This window comes from Kouleothrix sp., from assembly GCF_046328425.1.
Taxonomy (GTDB): domain Bacteria; phylum Chloroflexota; class Chloroflexia; order Chloroflexales; family Roseiflexaceae; genus Kouleothrix.
In genome coordinates this window covers 1-18318 of the sequence record NZ_JAXLWP010000016.1, presented here as the reverse complement: position 1 = coordinate 18318, position 18318 = coordinate 1, and the positions used below count along the sequence as shown (strand labels likewise).

At 69.7% G+C, this 18318-nt stretch carries 15 protein-coding genes; 11 read left to right on the top strand and 4 right to left on the bottom strand.

The window, feature by feature from the left end:
- Nucleotides 1–46: 46 nt before the first annotated feature.
- The 5 genes from U0177_RS15800 (at nt 47) to U0177_RS15780 (ending at nt 4400) form a co-directional block, all read left to right on the top strand.
- Nucleotides 47–1843, top strand: a complete 1797-nt coding sequence (locus tag U0177_RS15800) for a DUF6519 domain-containing protein (RefSeq protein WP_409571612.1) — start codon at nt 47–49, stop codon at nt 1841–1843.
- Between the two features lie 26 nt (nt 1844–1869).
- The gene (locus tag U0177_RS15795) at nt 1870–2805 is read left to right on the top strand and encodes a hypothetical protein (protein WP_409571611.1); all 936 of its coding nucleotides are present in this window, start codon (nt 1870–1872) and stop codon (nt 2803–2805) included.
- Between the two features lie 166 nt (nt 2806–2971).
- Nucleotides 2972–3325, top strand: a complete 354-nt coding sequence (locus U0177_RS15790) for an ArsR/SmtB family transcription factor (RefSeq protein ID WP_409571610.1) — start codon at nt 2972–2974, stop codon at nt 3323–3325.
- Nucleotides 3306–3803, top strand: a complete 498-nt coding sequence (locus tag U0177_RS15785; RefSeq protein WP_409571609.1) for an SRPBCC family protein — start codon at nt 3306–3308, stop codon at nt 3801–3803. The genes U0177_RS15790 and U0177_RS15785 overlap by 20 nt, the downstream gene beginning before the upstream one ends.
- A 180-nt stretch (nt 3804–3983) precedes the next feature.
- On the top strand, nt 3984–4400 hold the full coding sequence (locus U0177_RS15780) for a VOC family protein (RefSeq protein WP_409571608.1): 417 nt from the start codon (nt 3984–3986) through the stop codon (nt 4398–4400).
- A gap of 9 nt (nt 4401–4409) precedes the next feature.
- Here U0177_RS15780 and U0177_RS15775 read toward each other — a convergent pair whose 3' ends face one another.
- From U0177_RS15775 to U0177_RS15765, 3 genes are all read right to left on the bottom strand, one after another.
- Complete coding sequence (locus U0177_RS15775) at nt 4410–5660, bottom strand: Bcr/CflA family multidrug efflux MFS transporter (protein ID WP_409571607.1); 1251 nt, start codon at nt 5658–5660, stop codon at nt 4410–4412.
- Between the two features lie 260 nt (nt 5661–5920).
- Nucleotides 5921–6283, bottom strand: a complete 363-nt coding sequence (locus tag U0177_RS15770) for a VOC family protein (RefSeq protein ID WP_409571606.1) — start codon at nt 6281–6283, stop codon at nt 5921–5923.
- A gap of 62 nt (nt 6284–6345) precedes the next feature.
- A complete protein-coding gene (locus tag U0177_RS15765) occupies nt 6346–7176 on the bottom strand; it encodes a helix-turn-helix domain-containing protein (RefSeq protein WP_409571605.1) in 831 nt (276 codons plus the stop codon).
- A 483-nt stretch (nt 7177–7659) separates the two neighbouring features.
- On the opposite strand from U0177_RS15765, the gene U0177_RS15760 reads away from it, so the two are divergent.
- The 6 genes from U0177_RS15760 to dapB all read left to right on the top strand — a co-directional run bounded on the left by U0177_RS15760 (nt 7660) and on the right by dapB (nt 13598).
- Nucleotides 7660–8841, top strand: coding sequence for an ABC transporter substrate-binding protein (locus tag U0177_RS15760; RefSeq protein ID WP_409571604.1), 1182 nt, complete (start codon nt 7660–7662; stop codon nt 8839–8841).
- Nucleotides 8842–8900: 59 nt separating this feature from the next.
- Nucleotides 8901–9740, top strand: coding sequence for an ABC transporter ATP-binding protein (locus U0177_RS15755; RefSeq protein WP_409571603.1), 840 nt, complete (start codon nt 8901–8903; stop codon nt 9738–9740).
- A complete protein-coding gene (locus tag U0177_RS15750) occupies nt 9737–10540 on the top strand; it encodes an ABC transporter permease (protein WP_409571602.1) in 804 nt (267 codons plus the stop codon). Before U0177_RS15755 ends, U0177_RS15750 begins: the two co-directional genes overlap by 4 nt.
- 74 nt (nt 10541–10614) lie before the next feature.
- On the top strand, nt 10615–11613 hold the full coding sequence (locus tag U0177_RS15745) for a phosphotransferase family protein (protein ID WP_409571601.1): 999 nt from the start codon (nt 10615–10617) through the stop codon (nt 11611–11613).
- Nucleotides 11614–11831: 218 nt separating this feature from the next.
- Complete coding sequence (locus U0177_RS15740; RefSeq protein ID WP_409571600.1) at nt 11832–12683, top strand: class I SAM-dependent methyltransferase; 852 nt, start codon at nt 11832–11834, stop codon at nt 12681–12683.
- Between the two features lie 111 nt (nt 12684–12794).
- A complete protein-coding gene (gene dapB, locus U0177_RS15735; protein WP_409571599.1) occupies nt 12795–13598 on the top strand; it encodes a 4-hydroxy-tetrahydrodipicolinate reductase in 804 nt (267 codons plus the stop codon).
- 198 nt (nt 13599–13796) lie between these two features.
- Here dapB and U0177_RS15730 read toward each other — a convergent pair.
- A partial coding sequence (locus tag U0177_RS15730) for an amino acid adenylation domain-containing protein (RefSeq protein WP_409571598.1) occupies nt 13797–18318 on the bottom strand: 4522 nt, incomplete at its 5' end.

Below are 18318 nucleotides of genomic sequence, written 5' to 3'. Positions count from 1 at the left end.
ATATCGCGAGCAACCGCGTAGCTCGTGCCATATAACGGAGTAAGCAATGAAAGGCGACTACTCGCGCGCGAGCTTCAGCCCGCGCAAGCGCTACACCAGCGTACGGATGCAGCAGGGCCGCGTGCAGCTCGACGCCGACTGGAACGAGCAGGCCGATATCACGCGCGACGCAATCGCGGCGCAGGCGCGCGACCTGCTTGGCCCCGGCGCGGTTCCCGCCGAGTCGGCCGGCTTCGCGCTTACCCTGGTGACGCACCAGCGCGGCCAGAGCGACACGCCGCAGCCCGATATCGAGATCGGCGCGGGGAGCTTCTACGTCGGCGGGCTGCGCTGCGAGAACGAGCAGCCGGCCTGGTACGCCGACCAGCCCGGCGCGGCCGATCTGTTCGGCGGCGAGGACGGCCGCGCCAGCCTGCTGTACCTCGACGCCTGGGAGCGCCACGTCACCGCGCTGGAAGACCCCGATCTGCGCGAGCCGGCGCTGGGCGGCCCCGATACCGCCACGCGCACCCAGGTGGTGTGGCGCCTCGCGGCGCTGCCATTGGGGGCCGGCACCGCCGACTGGAGCGACGCCTGGCGCGCGTTTGCCGATGCCCAGGCGCGCAGGCCGCGCATGGCCGCCAGCGCCGGCGCCGGCGCGCCCGGCAACCAGCTCTACCGCGTCGAGATCCACGCCGCCGGCACGGACGGCGCCAGCTTCAAGTGGTCGCGCGAGAACGGCGCGGTGGCGTTTCAGGTGCTCAATGCCGAGCGCGTAGGCGACGCCAGCGCCCCGCAGCTGCGCGTAACGTGCGCGCTGCTCGAGCGCGACCGGCTCGCGCTCTGCGCCGGCGACCCCGTCGAGCTTGAGGACGACGCGAGCGCGCTTGGCGCGGCGCGCTCGCTGCTGGGCCGCGTCGCCGAGGTGCGGCTCACGCCCGGCGAGGACGATCAGCTTGGCGCGCTGGTTGGCGAGGTACGCATCGAGGCCGGCGCCGAGGGCATTGGCGCGCTGCTGGCGCGCTGGCAGCCGAAGGCCTTCGGCGCGCTCCACCCGCTGCTGCGCCGCTGGGATCGCAACGCCACAAGCGCCGAGTGGGCGCCGCGCCAGATTGCGCCCGGCCGGCAGTACGAACTTGAGAATGGCATCTGCGTGAGCTTCGACGCCGCCGACGGCTACGCGGCCGGCGACTACTGGCAGTTCGCGGTGCGCGCCGGCGCCCCGGCGCTGCGATTGCCTGCCCGACCGCCCGACGGCGTGGTGCACCACCTCGCGCCGATCGGGCTGCTCAGCGGCGGCGCGGGCCAGTGGCAGATCGCCGACCTGCGCAAGCCCTTCGGCACACTGCCGCAGCTGCACGCCGCGATCGACGACGAGCGCCGCCGCATCGACACCTCGGCGATCGACCTGGCGCGGCTGCGCGCCGACTTCGAGGCGCTGCTCGACGAGGTGAGCTACCTGCGGCGCAAGGTCAAAGACCTGCGCGGCCAGCTCTACGACGACTACCAGGCCGACGACGCGCTCGCGCCCGGCGACATGGTCGCGCCCAACCCGGCCCAGCCGGGCTATATCGTGAAAACCCAGGAGGCCAACGAAACCATGGCGATCGGCGTGGTGAGCGAGGTGCTGGCACTGCACGGCGCGCCGCGCTACCGCGTGGTGAGCTATGGCCGGGCGCCGTGCAAGGTCGTTGGCCCGGTTGCTGCCGGCGATATGCTGGTGGTGGCCGACGAGGACGGCTATGCCCGGCGCGCCGGCCTGTTCATCCGCCCCGGCACCGTCCTCGGCAAGGCCCTAGCCGATGCCGTACCCGACGAATCCGGGCGCTTCGGCCTGGTCGACGCAATGGTCACGCTTGGCTAGCCGGCGTGCTGCCGAGGAGGCTTTCTATGATCAATCTTTCACGGCGGGCGGCGGCTGTGATCGCGGTGCTGTTGAGCCTTGTGCTCGTGCTGACGCTGGCGCTGAGCGCTACCGCCTTGGCGATGCGCGGCCCGGCGGCCGAGTCTGCTGTGCCCACGGCTACGCCTGAGCCCGCCACCGGCACGCCCACGGCTACGCCTGAGCCCGCCACCGCCACGCCCAGCGTCACGCCCGAGCCTGCCACCGGCACGCCCAGCGCCACGCCCGAACCCGCCACCGCCACGCCCAGCGCTACGGCCACGCCCGAACCCGCCACCGACACGCCCAGCGCTACGGCCACGCCCGAGCCCGCCACCGACACGCCTGTCACATTCCAGTGCCGCCTTGATTGTCACGGCCAAGGCACGGCCAGCCCTACGCCGAGCATCACGCCCAGCCCCACGCCGGCGCCTGTCAACCTGCTGGGCAACGCGTCGTTCGAGCAGCCGCCCAACATCACCGAAACGCGCTGGACGTTCGATCCGGTAACGTCAGCGGCCGAAGGCGATTGGAGCGAAACGTTCGGCAAAACCGGCACACACGCGCTCTTCATCGAAAGCAGAATATTTCGGCAAGGAGGATTGCCGGGGTGGAATACCGCCGCGCCAATCGCGATCGAAAGCGGCAAGACCTACACATTCAGCGCGTGGGCCAGCAGCCCCGATGGAGCCAAAGCATCGATCTCAGTGGACATGTACGACGCGAAAGATAGGTTTCTCGTCGGCTATAGTACGCCGTGCCTCACGGTAAGCCAGGGCTGGGAGCAGCTCTCGGTCGAGGTTTCCAATCAAAAGCCGATCGCCGCACGCGCCACACAGGTTCGGCTGGGACTCAAGCAATGTTTCAGCACAGCCGACGCCAACAAGCCGGTCAGCTCAAGCGTTTTCTACGACGACGTGTTCTTCGGCGTTATGCAGCAATAAGGCGCTTCCTCTGCAGGCAGCGGCGCACCCAAGGCGATGGGGCGGCTTCGGCTTTGCCGAAACCGCCCCATTGCACCATACCTCCACCGAAGGCAGCAGCGCCAACCCAGCCACTGATCCTGTTCATAGCCCTTGACATATTCCCATATGGGTATATAATAGACACATGGCACGAGCAGCGACGACAACCGATGTATTCAACGCGGTGGCCGAGCCGCGGCGCCGGCAGATCCTCGACATCCTGGCGGACGGCGAGCGCTCGGTGAACGACCTGGTAGCCGAGATCGACCTGGCGCAGCCGCTGGTGTCGAAGCACCTACGCGTGCTGCGCCAGGTCGGCCTGGTGAGCGTGCGCGACGAAGGCCGGCAGCGCTTGTATCGGCTCCATGGCCCGGCGCTCAAGCCCATCCACGACTGGGTGGCGCGCTACCAGCGCACCTGGAACGAGCGCCTCGACGCGTTGGACGAGCTGCTCAACGAGCTTCAGAAGGAGGAACACAATGGTCGCACTGGCGAGTAAAGGCAGCGCTGTGGTGACGCTTCCAAGCGACACGCAGATCCTGATCACGCGCGACTTCGCGGCGCCAAAGCACCTGATCTACGCAGCCTGGACAACCCCCGAGCTGATCAGGCGCTGGTGGTCGGCGCGGCGCGGCGCGGTGACGGTCGCCGACGTCGATCTGCGGGTCGGCGGCAGCTGGCGCTGGGTGATGGTCACCGATGAAGGCTTCGAGGTGGCCTTCCACGGCGAGTACCGCGAGCTTATCCCCGGCGAGCGGATCGTGTGCACCGAGGTGTACGAGGGCTTTCCCGAGCCCGACGCCGCAGCGCTGAATACGCTGACGTTGGCCGAGCAGAATGGCCACACCAGGCTAAGCATCCTGGTGCAGCACCAGAGCCAGGAGCATCGCGACGCCCACATCAACTCGGGCATGGAGGCCGGGATGCAAGACGCGCTCGACCTGCTTGAGCAGGCGGTGCTCGAGCCCGAGCAGTAGTGCGGGTATGCTTCGTGGGCGCGGGGGTGGCTTTGCCGCCCCCGCGTATCTCTTCAAAGTACTCAGCCTTCTTTGTGTGCGGCTTTCCACGCGGAGCGCGGAAAACCGCACACAGGTACGGAACAAGTGCCGCTCTGCCGAAGGCTGAGTGCGTCACCAAGCACATAGGAGGCACAGTTAATGGACTGGAAGCTTGAGCTCGTGCTGCTGCCGGTGGCGGATGTCGAGCGCGCCAAGGCGTTCTACACCGAGCAGCTTGGCTTTACGCTGGACGTCGACTACCAGCCCAGCGACGCGTTTCGCGTCGTGCAGATGACCCCGCCGGGCTCGGCCTGCTCGATCAGCATCGGCGTCGGCACTACCACGGCCGCGCCAGGCTCGGTGCAGGGGCTGCACCTGGTGGTGAGCGATATCGAGGCGGCACACGCCCTGCTGGCCGGGCGCGGCGTCGCCGCCAGCGCGATCTTCCACTTCGAGGCGGGCCAGCAGGCGCCTGGGCCGGATCCCGAGCGCCGCGACTACGGCTCGTTCGTGGCGTTCAGCGACCCCGACGGCAACAGCTGGCTTGTGCAGGAGGTGCGGCAGCACGCGCGCTGAGCGGCGCGCCTATGCCGCAGCGGCGCCGGCTTCGGCCTGGGGGCGCGCCAGCAGCAGAAAGGCCGCCAGCGCGGCAAGCGGCAGGCAGGCCATGATCAGCGCCATGGGCAGCGCGGTTGCGGCGCCGCCAATGCCAGCCAGCGGCGCGATCGCCGCCCCCGCGATAAACTGCAGCACGCCAAGCAGCGCCGAGGCGCTCCCGGCCGTGCGGCGCTGCTCGGCCATCGCCAGCGCAGTCGCGTTGGGCGAGATCAGGCCAATGCTCGATACCACCAGGAACAGGCCGAACAGGATCCCGGCCAGCCCGCCGCCCAGCAGCACAATCGCCAGCAGTAGCAGCCCGCCCAGCGCCGCGTAGCCAAGCCCAATCGCCAGCAGCCGGCGCGGGCCGACCCTGCCGGCCAGCCGCCCGCTGACCTGGCTCGCGGCGACGATGCCGAGCGCATTGGTGCCGAAAATAAAGCTAAACAGCTGCGGCGACACGCCATAGATACTTTGCAGCACAAACGGCGAGCCCGAAATATACGTGAACATCGCCGCGAATGCCAGCCCCGACGCCAGCGCGTACCCCACAAACACCCGGTTGGTCAGCAAGGCGCGAAACGTGCTCAGCGTGTCGGCAATGCCGCCGGTGCGCCGCTGCTCGGCCGGCAGGCTCTCGCGCAGCCCCCACGCCGCCAGCGCGAGCAGCCCGACGCCGATCAGCGCGAGCAGCACAAACACGCCGCGCCAGCTGGTGAACGTGAGCATCTGCGCGCCAATGATCGGCGCGAGGATCGGCGCCAGCCCATTCACGAGCATCGTCAGCGCGAAGAAGCGCGCCACCTCGGCGCCCGAGAACAGGTCGCGCACCACCGCGCGCGCGATCACCACGCCGGCCGCGCCGGCCAGCCCCTGCAGCAGCCGGCAGGCGATCAGCGCCGGCAGCGTCGGCGCGGCGGCGCACAGCAGCGAGGCCAGCGCGTACAGCAAAACCCCGGCGAGCAGCGGGCGGCGGCGCCCCAGCCGATCGCTCAGCGGGCCGGCGATCACCTGCCCGACGGCCAGGCCAAGCAAGCACGCGGTCAGCGTCAGCTGGGCCTGCGAGGCGTTTCCGCCAAACTCGTGGGGCAACGCCGGCAGCGCCGGCAGGTACATATCGATCGACAGCGGGCCAAACGCCGAGAGCGCGCCAATGATCACGACGAGCCGGGCGCGGCCGGCCTCCGAACGATCGGGCGGTACGATCAGCGCTTCAGCTGGTTCGTTGGCAGTGCGCATGCTGCAGTATCACTTTCGTTGTTCCAAAGGGGGTTGCACCCCCTGGCTCACTACTTTTTATGACTCATTTACACGACTTACGCGGTGTTCTCGCGCGTGGGAGGTTTTCGGGGGCGGCTTTGCCGCCCCCGAACGCCCACCACCCTACAATATATGCTTTTGGCCAACCGCGCAAACGCGCGGCGCAAGCAAAAGAGGGCTCGGAAGCGGCAATGCCGCCCCGAGCCCTCAGCTCCGTGAAGCAAGCGTGGCGATCCGGCTCAGCCGCGCATGCGGTAGATCGTAAGCCGGTGGCCGTCGGGATCGAGTGCGTCGAACCCACCGCCCCAGCCCATCTGCTCGACGTCGCTCACCGTCGCCCCGCGCGCCGCAAGGCGCTCGCGCGTAGCCTCTATGTCGTCGACGGCGAAGCCCAGCTCGACGCTGCGCGAAGGCTCAAACTGCGCGCCAGGCGCCGAAGCGTCTTGCAGGGTCAGCGTACACGCGCCGGCACGCAACAAGGCGAACGACGGCGGATGCGAGCGCTCCACGTCCTCGACGAGCCCAACGCCTTCGACATAAAACCGCTTTGCCTGCTCGATGTCGCGTACGAACAGGTTGACATTGCCAAGTGTTGTCGCCATGGCGGCCTCCTTTTCTTCCCACCCACGCCGGGAGGGACAGCGCAAGTATAGCGGCGGCGCGCTCAGGCGTCTTGCATATTTCGGCCAGCTGCGAACAGCGCGCGAAGGCGGCGCATATCGCTGGCGAACTGGCGCGGCGTGCGTCCGCTGAACGCGCGAAACTCGCGCTGCATGTGCGCCTGGTCGCTGTACCCCGCCTGCAGCGCAATGTCGGCGAGCGGTATGCCGGGCGTCTGCCACAGGCTGGTGCACACATACTCGAACCGGGCGAGGCGCGCGAATTCTTTCGGGCTGGCTTGGATGGCGCTGTGAAAGCGGCGGCGCAGCGAGCGCTCGGAAAGGCCGAGCTGGTGCGCCAGCGCTGGCAGGGCGATATCGCCGTGCTGCTCGATCAGTGCTCGCGCCGCCTGGATGGCGCCGGCGTCGTCCAGCGAAGCCTCGAGCACCTGGCGCAGCAGGATGCGCTGCAGCTGCTCTAGCGCCCATTCGCCGTCGTGCGGCGCCGCGGCCGGGCCTGGCGCGGGCGGCAGCAGCTCGGCGGCGACCCACAGCAGCCCGGCGGCGGATGGAAGGCCGGTGGGCCGCAAAAACGCGCCGATGATCGGCTGCAGCGCCCAAGGGTAGAAGCGCGCCCGCACCACCTGAACCAGACCCTCGGCGGTAATGCGCAGCGGGCTTTGCAGCAACCCCACGGCGTAGCACGCGGGCAGCGGAAAGGTTCGATCCGGCAGCACGAGCGCGCACGGCGCGCCTATATTCCACACAAGCTCGATCATGCTGTCGGGGAAAATGTCGAACGTGGCGTGCGGCGCCGCAAAGTGGCGCTCGGAGATGCAGAAGCTATGCACATACGGCGCGAGCAGCTGGTGCGGCGCGTATTCCCGAGCTGGCATGGGCGCTCCTCTAAGGGCCTGGCCGCTATTGTACAGGCTACCGCAGGTTTGATCCGAGTTTTCAGGACAAAGGACGAAAGGCGGAAGACGGGGCTGTTTCGTCTTCCATCTTTTATCAAACCCGGTTCGGGGGTGTGCTAGCCTGCAATAGTATACTCCGCCCGAGCGCGTATGGATGCGGCTGCGCTACGGTGCACTGGCATTGCGCCGCCGCCGCTGTGACCGATTTATAACCACTTGTTAACCAGAATTCAAACGTGCCTGTGGTATCGTGGTAACCGGCTTGGGCGTTGCTGCCAATAGCGCACAGCGGTATTCTGCCTGGCTGCGCCGGCACCCCGGCTCTTTTTTTTGGCTGTGATTACTTTATAAAATAGATCAAAAATATCAAGTATAATATGCACCTGCAGACTGTAGCAGCTCGGCGTGGAGCGGCTTGGCTGGATAGGAACAGATGATGTTGGAAGAAAGGAACGACAGACCATGCACACTCCACTCGTAGCACGCTGGCGGGCCGCTGCAGCCTTGCTGCTGATGCTCGCGCTGCTGGCAGCCTGCGGCCAGAGCGGCGCCCCCGCCGCCGCACCCACGGCTGCGCCAACCGCCGCGCCGACCGCAGCCCCCGCCGCTGCGCCAACCGCTGCGCCGACCGCAGCCCCCGCCGCCGCGCCAACCGCCGCACCCACCGCAGCCCCCGCTGCCGCCACCGCGCCTACCGCCGTGCGGCTGGCGTACTTCCCCAACCTGACGCACGCAGTGGCGTTGGTGGGCGTGCAGCGCGGCACATTCAAAGACGCGCTCGGCCCGAATGTCGCGCTCGAGACCAAAACCTTCAACGCAGGCCCGGCGCTGATCGAGGCGCTGTTTGCCGGCGAGGTCGACATTGGCTACGTCGGGCCAAACCCAGCGATCAACGGCTACGTCAAGAGCAAAGGCGACGCGCTGCGAATTATCGCCGGGGCCTCGAGCGGCGGCGCGCTGTTTGTCGTGCGGCCCGAGGCCAGTATCAAAACCGCCAAAGATCTCGACGGCAAGAAGCTCGCCAGCCCGCAGCTGGGCGGCACGCAGGACGTCGCGCTGCGCTTCTACTTGCAGGAGAACGGCCTGCAGACCGCCGACAAAGGCGGCAGCGTGCAGATCATCCCAACGCAAAACCCCGATATCCTGACGCTGTTCAAGCAGGGCCAGCTTGACGGCGCGTGGGTGCCTGAGCCGTGGGCCACTCGCCTGGTGATCGAGGGCAAGGGCCAGGTGTTTGTCGACGAGCGCACGCTCTGGCCGGGCGGCAAGTTCACCACAACGCTGGTGGTGGTGCGGCGGCAGTTTCTGGCCGATCACCCCGACCTGGTGGCGAAATTCCTCCAGGCTCACGTCGACACCGTGCAGTATATCGCGGCGCATGCCGACGAGACCAAGAAGATTGTGAACAGCGAGATCGAGCGTATTACCAGCAAGCCGCTGCCGGCCGGGGTGCTCGACAAATCGTATACCAATCTCGACATCACCTACGACCCGCTGGCGCCGACGCTGTTTAAATCGGCCGAGAGCGCGTTTGCGCTGGGCTTTCTGGGCGAGAGCAAGCCGGATCTGACGGGGATCTACGATCTCGATCCGCTGAACACGGTGCTGGCGGCAAAGAGCCTGCCGGCTGTGAGCGCAAAGTAGTGGAACCGCCCGGCAAAGAGCCTACCGCCCATGAGCGCAGAGTAGTGAAAGGGCCTGGCATGGTGCTACAACGGCAGGGGCTTGATGCGCTGGCCGCGCCGGCGCGCGGCCAGCACGCCGGCGGGGTGGCGCTCAGCATCGCCGATGTCGGCAAGACATTTACCGTACGCGGGGGCGCAGTCGAAGCGCTGCGCCCCACGAGCGTCGAAGTTGCGGCGGGCGAGTTTGTGTGCCTGCTGGGGCCGAGCGGCTGCGGCAAATCGACGCTGCTGAGCATTGTGGCCGGCCTCGAGCCGGCCAGCAGCGGGTCGGTGCTGGTGGACGGCCAGCCGGTGCGCGGCACCGGCACCGACCGGGTGCTGCTGTTTCAGGAGGCCGCGCTGTTCCCCTGGCTCGACGTGCAGGCGAATGTCGAGTTTGGCTTGCGCCAGGCCGGGGTTGCGCGGAGCGAGCGCGCCGCAATCGCCCGGCGCTTCATCGACCTGGTGCATCTCAGCGGCTTTGAGCACCACTCAATCCACCAGCTTTCTGGCGGGATGCGCCAGCGCGTGGCAATCGCGCGCGCGCTGGCGATCGACCCGGCTGTTCTGCTGATGGACGAGCCGTTCGGCGCGCTCGACGCGCTGACACGCGATCGGCTGCACGCCGAGCTCGAGGCGATCTGGGCGGCTACGCGCAAGACGGTGCTGTTTGTGACGCATAACGTGCGCGAGGCCGTGGCGCTAGGCGATCGCGTGCTGGTGTTCTCGCCGCGGCCTGGCCGTGTCGTGCGCGAGTTCCGGGTGAACCTGCCGCGGCCGCGCACGCTCGAGGACCACGCGCTGATCGACCTCGCGGCCGAGATCCTGGCGGTGTTGCGCGGCGCGGATGAGCTGAGTGCGCTCGAGGTAGGCCGATGAGCGCGCTCAGCCAACCGGCGCCAGCCTGGGCGCCGCGCCTGCTCGCCGGCCGCTGGCTGCGCCGAGCGCTATTCTACCTGCTGATGCTGGCGCTGTGGGAGGCGCTGGCGCGCAGCGGGATCTGGCCCGAGTACCTGTTCCCCGGCCCGCTGACTGTCGGCCAGACGCTGATCGCCGGCATACGCAAGGGCCTGTTCATCACCGGCGCGCTGGTGAGCCTGCGGCGGATCGCGCTGGGCTACAGCATCTCGCTGGCGCTTGGGCTGACGCTCGGGCTGCTGATCGGCCGCGTGCGCGTGCTCGAAGAAACAATCGGCTCGCTGGTGGTGGGCCTTCAGGCGCTGCCGAGCGTCTGCTGGCTGCCGCTGGCGATCCTGTGGATGGGCCTGAGCGAGCGGGCGATCATCTTTGTGGTGGTGATGGGCGCGCTGTTCTCGATCACACTCGGCGTCGAGGCCGGCGTGAAGAACACGCCGCCGCTATATCTCAAGGCCGCGCGCAACCTGGGCGCGCGCGGCGTGGCGCTGTATACCCAGGTTATTCTGCCGGCCGCGCTGCCCGCGGTGCTCAGCGGGCTGAAGCAGGGCTGGGCGTTTGCCTGGCGCTCGCTTATGGCCGGCGAGCTGCTGTATTTCACGCTCAGCCTGGGCAACCTGCTGCAGACCGGGCGCGACCTGAACGACGCCGCTGAGGTGCTGGCGGTGATGCTGGTGATTATTTTCATCGGCGTAGCTGTCGATCAGCTGCTGTTCTCGCCGATCGAGCGGCGCGTGCGCGAGCGCTGGGGCCTTTCGGGCTAGCGCCACGCCCGGCTACAGTGCGGCGCCTGGTGTATGCAGCGCGCTGAAATCGTGCTACACTACGGCCCATGCCAATGCTCGACCAGCTGCAAGCGCGCCTCCAGGCGTACTACGCGAGCCACGGCGCCGGCCAGCCCGGCGCCACGGTTGGCCCGCTGTCGGCGCTCACCGGCGGCTGGGCCAGCCGCCTTTACACTTTTACGCTCCGGCCGCACGGCCCCGCCGGCGCCGAGGCGCCCACGCTGGTGCTGAAAACCTACGCGCCGACGGCGCGCGGGCGCGAGCACGCAACCCGCGAGTGGCGCGCGCTGCGCGGGCTACACGCGGCCGGCCTGGCCGTGCCCCACGCCAGCCTGTGCGAGCTCGACGCAGGGGCGCTTGGCGCGCCGTTCGTGGTGATGGAGCACATCGCCGGCCAGCCGCTGTGGGAGGCGCTCGCGCAGGCCGAGCCAGCCGAGCGCGACCGGCTCACCCGCCTGTTTGTGGGCCGCCTGGCCGAGCTGCACCGGCTCGCGCCACAGCTGCTGGAGCCAACATTCCGCATGGCCCGGCCACACGCCCCGCTCGAGCGCGAGCTGCGGCAGCTGCGCCGCGACGCCCGGCGCTCGCGGCACACCACGCTGGCCGGCGTGGTCGACTGGCTCGAGCAGCGCCAGGCGGCGGTGCCGTGCGCGCAGCCGGCGATACTGCACCGCGACTACCACCCCTGGAATGTGCTGCTCGACGCGGCAGGGCGCCTGTGGGTGATCGACTGGGACTGGCGCATTGGCGACGCGCGCTTCGACCTGGCCTGGGCGCTTATGCTGATGCGCCGCAGCCACTTCGACGCATTCAGCGACGCCGTGCTGGCCGAGTATGCCCGCCAGAGCGAGCGCGCGATCGAGCAGCTTGAATACTTCGAAGTGCTCGCGACCATGCGCTGGCTGCTGAATGTTGCGCCGGCGGTGGAGCCGTGGCAGCTGCGGCGCGACCCGACGCGCGAGGAATTTCGCGAGTTTCTGCGCGAGCCGGTGCGCAATGCCGCCCTGTTCGTGCAGGCGCAAACCGGCCTCGCGGTGAGCGTGAACCTTTGAAAGCACTACCTTCAAATACGGTGAGCATAGGACGCTTGCCACTTACGCGGTGGGGGGTTCGGGGCGGCAAAGCCGCCCCCGAAAACTTCTTTAGCTGGCGCCGCGGCCACGGCCGTGCCCGCGACCGGGCAAAAAAAGATGATTTTGGAAGGCCTGCGCCCTCCAAGCCCCCCATGCACGGCGGTAGCGCCGCGCCATGGCGCGAAAGGCCGGAACATATGCAACCAACAGACGAGCGCACCGATTACCTGAATTTCGGCCTCGACCTGGCCGACCCCGCGTTTGTGAGCTGCTACGACGAGCTGCCGCTGTGGTCGGCGGGCTTTGGCGAGCTGCTGCTGCGCCACGTGCCGCTGCGGCCGGGCATCAGCGCGCTGGATCTCGGCTGCGGCACCGGGTTCCCGCTGCTCGAGCTGGCCCAGCGGCTGGGGCCGGGCAGCCGGGTGTACGGCATCGACCCGTGGCGGGCGGCGCTGGCGCGCGCGGGCCGGAAGGCCGGCCTGTGGCAGGTAGCGCAGGTGCTGTGCGTCGCCGGCGACGCCGCGCGGCTGCCGTTTGCCGATGGCCAGATCGACCTGATTGTGTCGAACCTCGGCATCAACAACTTCGAGAGCCCGGCCGCAGTGTTCGGCGAATGCCGGCGAGTGTGCGGCCCAGGCGCCACGCTAGCGCTCACCACAAACCTGCAGGGCCACATGCACGAGCTGTACGAGGTGTTCGCGGCGGTGCTGGCGCGGCTTGGATTGGCCGAGGCGCAGGCGCGGCTCGGCCGGCACATCGCGCACCGCGCCACGGTCGAGTCGCTTGGCGACCAGATCGCCGCAGCGCGCTTCCGGGTTGCGCGCGTGGTCGAGCAGGATGCCTGGCTGCGCTTCGCCGACGGCAGCGCGCTGTTTCGGCACTTCTTCATCAAGCTGGCCTTTCTGGATGGCTGGAAAGCCGTGGTGCCGGCCGCGCAGCAGCCGGCCGTATTCGGCGCGCTCGAGCAAGCGCTGAATGCGCACGCCGCGCGCCAGGGCGAGCTGCGGCTGCGCATCCCAATGGCATACGTCGAGGCGGCGCCAATGTAATACCAAACCGCGTAACTCGTGTCAATTGACAACTCGCATCAAGGAGATTAGGATCGGCGCCACAATTGCCGGGCCTGCGCACCAGGCGCCGCGCCCCAGGAGCCATTATTTATGAGCATTCGTGTTTGCCTTGCCGGCGCAACAGGATGGGCCGGCTCGGCGCTGGCCCGCGCGATCGCCCAAACCGACGATATCGAGATCGTGGCCGCGGTATCGCGCTCGCACGCCCAGCGCACGCTGGGCGACGTGCTGTCGGAGCCGCGCCTGGCCAGCCCGATCTACGCGAGCGCCGCGCAGGCGCTGGCGCAGCCGTGCGATGTCTTTTTCGAGTACACCAAGCCCGACGTAGCCAAGGGCAACGTGCTGGAGGCGCTGCGGCAGGGCGCCCACGTGGTGATCGGCACGTCGGGGCTGAGCGACGCCGACTACGACGAGATCGGCGCTGTCGCGGCGGAGCGCCAGCGCGGCGTGCTGGCGGTGGGCAACTTCGCGCTGACGGTGGTGCTGCTGCAGAAGTTCGCCGAGATAGCCGCGAAGTACATCCCGCAGTGGGAGCTGATCGACTACGCGCACGACGGCAAGAAGGACGCGCCGAGCGGCACCGTGCGCGAGCTGGCCGCGCGGCTCGCGCGCATCCGCCCCGCCGAGCTCACCGTCCCGCTCGAGCAAACCCAGGGCATTGCCGAAACGCGCGGCGCGCGCGTCGGCGGCTCGCAGGTGCACGCTATCCGGCTGCCCAGCTTCACGATCTCGGCGGAGATCATATTCGGCATGCCCGACCAGCGGCTCACCATCCGCCACGACTCGGGCGGCAGCGCCCAGCCGTATGTCGACGGCGCGCTGCTGGCGATCCGCAAGGTCGCCTCGTTCACCGGCCTGCGCCGCGGGCTCGACAGCGTGCTCGACCTGGGGTAGTACCAACGCCGCTTGATCGCTTCTTTGTGCGCTGCCCTGCCCGGCTTCGCCGCCCCCGAACTTCTGCGTGCGGTTTTTCCGCGTTCGCTTGACCACGTAGAGATTGCGTTGCACGACGTGGCTTCGCCACATCGTGCAACGCAATAAGAAATTTGGGGGCGGCGAAGCCGCCCCCAAACCCCCACCAACGGGCGCGGGCTAGCCCTGCGGCCAGCCCAGCAAGTCGCCGAGCCGCTGATCGGGGCGCGCCACGATCGCCATCAGCATGGCGTGCAGCTCGTTCAGCATGCGCTCGGCGGTGGCGTCGTCGAAGCAGCGCTGGTAGTACGAGAGGTACAGCGAGACCGCGTGCAAGGCCCACACCGTCACGCGCATGGCGTGCTCGGTCTGGGTCGTGCCGGTGATCGACCGCAGCAGCTGCTCGCTCTTGGCGATCACCACCGGGTCGATCGGGAAGTTCTCGAACGTCAGGTAGGTTTCGAACAGCGGCTGGTCGGCCGGCACATCGCTCCAGGCTTTGATATCGAGCAGCGGCGCGTACTCAAACCGGCGCTGCTCGACCTGCCGCATCTGGAAGGCCTTGAGCCAGGCGAGCAGCGGGGTGGCGGGCGCGAGCGCCACGCGCATCGGCAGGAAGTTGTTGAACGGGCCGATCATCGACTCAACCCCGGGCAGCTCGGCCGGGCGGCCCGCCACCGCCGAGCCAAACACGATCTCGCGCTCGCCGGTGTAGCGGCCGATCAGCAGCGCCCAGGCGCCCTGCAGCAGCGTGTTGAGCGTCAGCTGGTGCTGGCGCGCCATAGCGCGCAGCGCCGCGTCGTCGCGCTCGGGTAGCACCATCTGCTGCTGGCCGTACCCGGTGCCCGGCGTGGGGCTGTTGCCGGGCGTGCGCGCGGCCAGCGGCGTGGGCCGGGTGAAGCCCTTAAGCTCGGCGCGCCAGAACGCCTCGGCTGCGGCGAAGTCGCGCTGCTTGAGCCAGGCGATGTAGTCGCGAAACGGCCGCGGCGGCGCGCCATCGAAGTCGCGCCCCTCGCAGGCGGCCTCGTAGCAGTCGAACAGCTCCTTCACCAGCAGCGGGAAGCTCCAGCCCTCCTGCAGCATGTAGTTGAAGCCCCAGAAAAAGAGGTACGATTCGTCGGACACCTGGAACAGCGCCAGGTGGGTGAACGGCGCCCTGGTAAGGTCGAAGGGCGTCTGGCGGTCGCGCTCGATGTACTCGGCCAGCGCGGCGCGGCGCTCGGCGGGGGTGCGCGCGCGCCAGTCCTCGCGGGCCACGGCGATCGGCATGGGCGGGTGCACCAGCTGCAGCGGCTCGGCCAGGCCCTGCCACGCGAACGAGGTGCGCAGCACCGGGTGGCGCGCGATCACCTGCTGCCAGGCCCGGGCGAACGCCTCCGGCTGCAGCCGCTCGATCGAGAACACCTCGTAGATCAGGTACAGCCCCGGCAGCGGGTTGGCGAGGTACTGGCGCAGCATGTGGCTCTGGGCCGAGCCGAGCGGGTAGATATCCTCGATCGGGCCGCGCTCGGCCAGCAGCCTGTCGAGCTGGGCCTGGCTCAGCTGCGCCAGCGGGAAATCGGCGGGCGTGCCGCCGCCCGTGGCAGGGCGCGCGGCCGGGGCGGCGCCGGCCTCGGGTGGCGCAACAGGCACGGCCACCGCCGCAAGGTCGGCGATCGTCTGGTGTTGGAACATCTGCTGCGGCGTGATCCGCAGGCCGGCGGCATTGGCGCGCGCGATGATCTGCAGGCTGATGATCGAGTCGCCGCCGAGCGCGAAGAAGTTGTTGTGGATGCCAACCTGGTCGAGCCGCAGCACCTGGCGCCAGATCTCGGCCAGGGTTTGCTCGGCCGGCGTGCGCGGCGCCACGATTGCGTCGGCGTCGAGCTCAAGCAGCAGCGGCGCGGGCAGCGCCGCTCGGTCGAGCTTGCCGTTGGGCGTCAGCGGCAGGCGCGGCTGGATCACAAACGCCGCCGGCACCATGTACTCGGGCAGGTGCTCTTGCAGGTAGCGCTGCAGCTCGGGCGCGAGGCGCTGCGCGAGCTTGGCCTGGAGCGGGTGGTTGGCGAAGAGGCCCCAGTCGGCAGGCTCGGGCCGCGCGGCCGGCGCATCGGCTGCGGCGGGGGCGGCCAGCGCGTCGCGGCGGCGCAGCACTACGTCGAAGCTGCCATCGGCGCGCCCGCCCGGCCAGCTGACCGCCACGGCGTAGGGCAGCTCGTCGGCCAGCCGCCAGAAATCCTCGGGGTCGAGCGCCGGGCGGGCGCGCGCGGCCAGCGCGGCGCGCAGCTCGCCAACCGTATCGGGCGCGGCGGGGCCGGCCAGCACGGCGCGCGCGTCGGCGGCGGCTTGGATGCGGGCGTTCGGCACGCCGGCCAGCCCGAGCGCGTCGGGCGCCTGCTGGCGCAGCTCGGCGCGCAGGTCGGCCAGCGACCAGCCGGTATCGGCCCAGTCGCGCCAAGGCGGGGCGGCGGGGCTGGCGGCCGGCGCCCGGCGCAGCACCACGTCGTAGCGGTAGCCGGTCAGCTCGTTGTGGTCGTGGCCGCGCTTCAGCTGCACCTCGGCGAAGGCCAGCGCCGGCCAGCGCTCGCACAGCTCGGCGAACAGCGCCGGGTCGATCGCCAGCTCGTGCTCGTTCGCGCAGCTGCGCTGCACGCGCTGGCGCAGCCGGCGCGCGGGCAGGCTGTCGTCGGCGGTGTGCAGCTGGACGGCGGTGTGGAAGGTCTCGAGCAGCGGCAAGCTGCGCAGGTCGCCCAGGAAGATCGCGCCGCCCGGGGCGGTGACGCGCGCGGCCTCGGCCAGCACGGCCAGCAGGTACTCGGCGCTGGGAAAGTACTGCGCCACCGAGTTCAGCACCACCACGTCGAACGCGCCGTCGGCAATACCGGCCAGGTCGTGCGCCGGGCGCTGCTGCAGCGACACCTGCGGCAGATCGCGGGTGTGTGCGGCCAGCTCGGCCAGCGCCACGGCCGAGACGTCGGTGCCGACGTAGGCCGCGCACGCGGGGGCGAGCCGCAGCAGCAGCAGGCCAGTGCCGCAGCCCAGCTCGAGCACGCGGCGCGGCGCCAGCGCGCTGATCCGCGCGACGGTCTGGTCGACCCACTCGCGCATGGCCTCGGCCGGCAGCGCCTCGCCGGTGAAGCTGCTGTTCCAGCCGACGATGTTGAAGGCCGGGTCGGCGGCGGGCGTGGCCTGGGCGTAGGTCGTGTCGAACACGGTCTGCCAGTCGTGCAGCTGCTCGTCGGGCAGCGTGCCCACACCCCACGCCAGCGCGTCGTCGGCGGGCACGATGTAGGCCACCAGCCGGCGCTGGCCGGGCTCGTCTTCCCGCACCATGGCCACAGCCTCGCGCACGGCGGGGTGGAGGGCCAGGCGGGCCTCGATCTCGCCCAGCTCGATCCGCATCCCGCGCAGCTTGATCTGCTGATCCGCCCGCCCCAGGTACTCGATGCTGCCGTCCGCCGCGTACCGCGCCAGGTCGCCCGTCCGGTACAGCCGCGCCCCCGCCGCCCCGCTCACCCCGTCCGGCACGAACCGCTCCGCCGTCAGCTCCGGCCGGTGCACGTACCCCCGCGCCAGCTGCACCCCGCCGATGTACAGCTCGCCCACCACCCCCACCGGCACCTCCTGGTGCTGCGCGTCGAGCAGAAAGATCTGCGTGTTGGCGATCGGCCGGCCGATCGGCACGCTCGCCCGCGCGTCGCCGCGCACGCACGCCCACGCCGTCACGTCCACCGCCGCCTCGGTCGGCCCGTACAGGTTGTGCAGCCCCGCCTCGGGCAAGCGCGCGTGCGCCCGCGCCTGCAGCGCCGCCGGCAGCGCCTCGCCGCTGCAGATCACGCGCGTGAGGCTGGCGCAGCGCGCAAGGTCGGGCGCGTCGAGGAAGGCCGCGAGCATGGAGGGGACGAAGTGCAGGGTGGTGATCTGCTGGGCGTGGATCAGCCCGACGAGGTAGGCGGGGTCTTTGTGGCCGTCGGGGCGGGCGAGAACGAGGGTGGCGCCGGTGAGCAGCGGCCAGAAGAACTCCCAGACCGAGACGTCGAAGCTGAAAGGGGTCTTCTGCAGCACGCGGTCGGCGGGGGTGAGCTGGTAGGTCGCCTGCATCCAGCGCAGCCGGTTCACGATCGCCCGGTGGCTGATGCCCGCGCCTTTGGGCAGCCCGGTCGAGCCCGAGGTATACAGCACATACGCCAGGTTGTCGGGGTCGATCCTCGGCGGCGCGGGCGGTGCATCGGGCCAGGGCTCGTCGAGCAGCAGCACCGTCGCGGCGTGCGCGGGCAGCCCGGCGGCGAGGTGGCGCTGGGTCACGATCACGCTCGGCCGCGCGTCGTCGAGCATAAACGCCAGGCGCGCGGGCGGGTAGGAGGGGTCGAGCGGAAGGTAGGCGCCGCCGGCCTTCAGAATGCCCAACAGGCCGATCACCAGCTCGAGCGAGCGCTCGGCGCAGATGCCGACCGGGCAATCCGGGCCGACGCCCAGCGTGCGCAGGTAGGCCGCCAGCTGGCTGGCGCGGGCGTCGAGCGCGGCGTAGCTGAGGGCCTGCGGGCCGTCGGGATGGTCGTAGCACAGCGCGGTCGCGTCGGGGGTGGCGCGCGCCTGCGCGGCCAGCAGCACGTCGAGGCGCTGCTCGGCCGGGTACGCTACCGCCGTCGCATTCCAGCCGCGCAGCTCCACCCGCTCGTCCGGCGTCAGCAGCGGCAAGGTGTCGACGCGGCCGTCGGGGTCG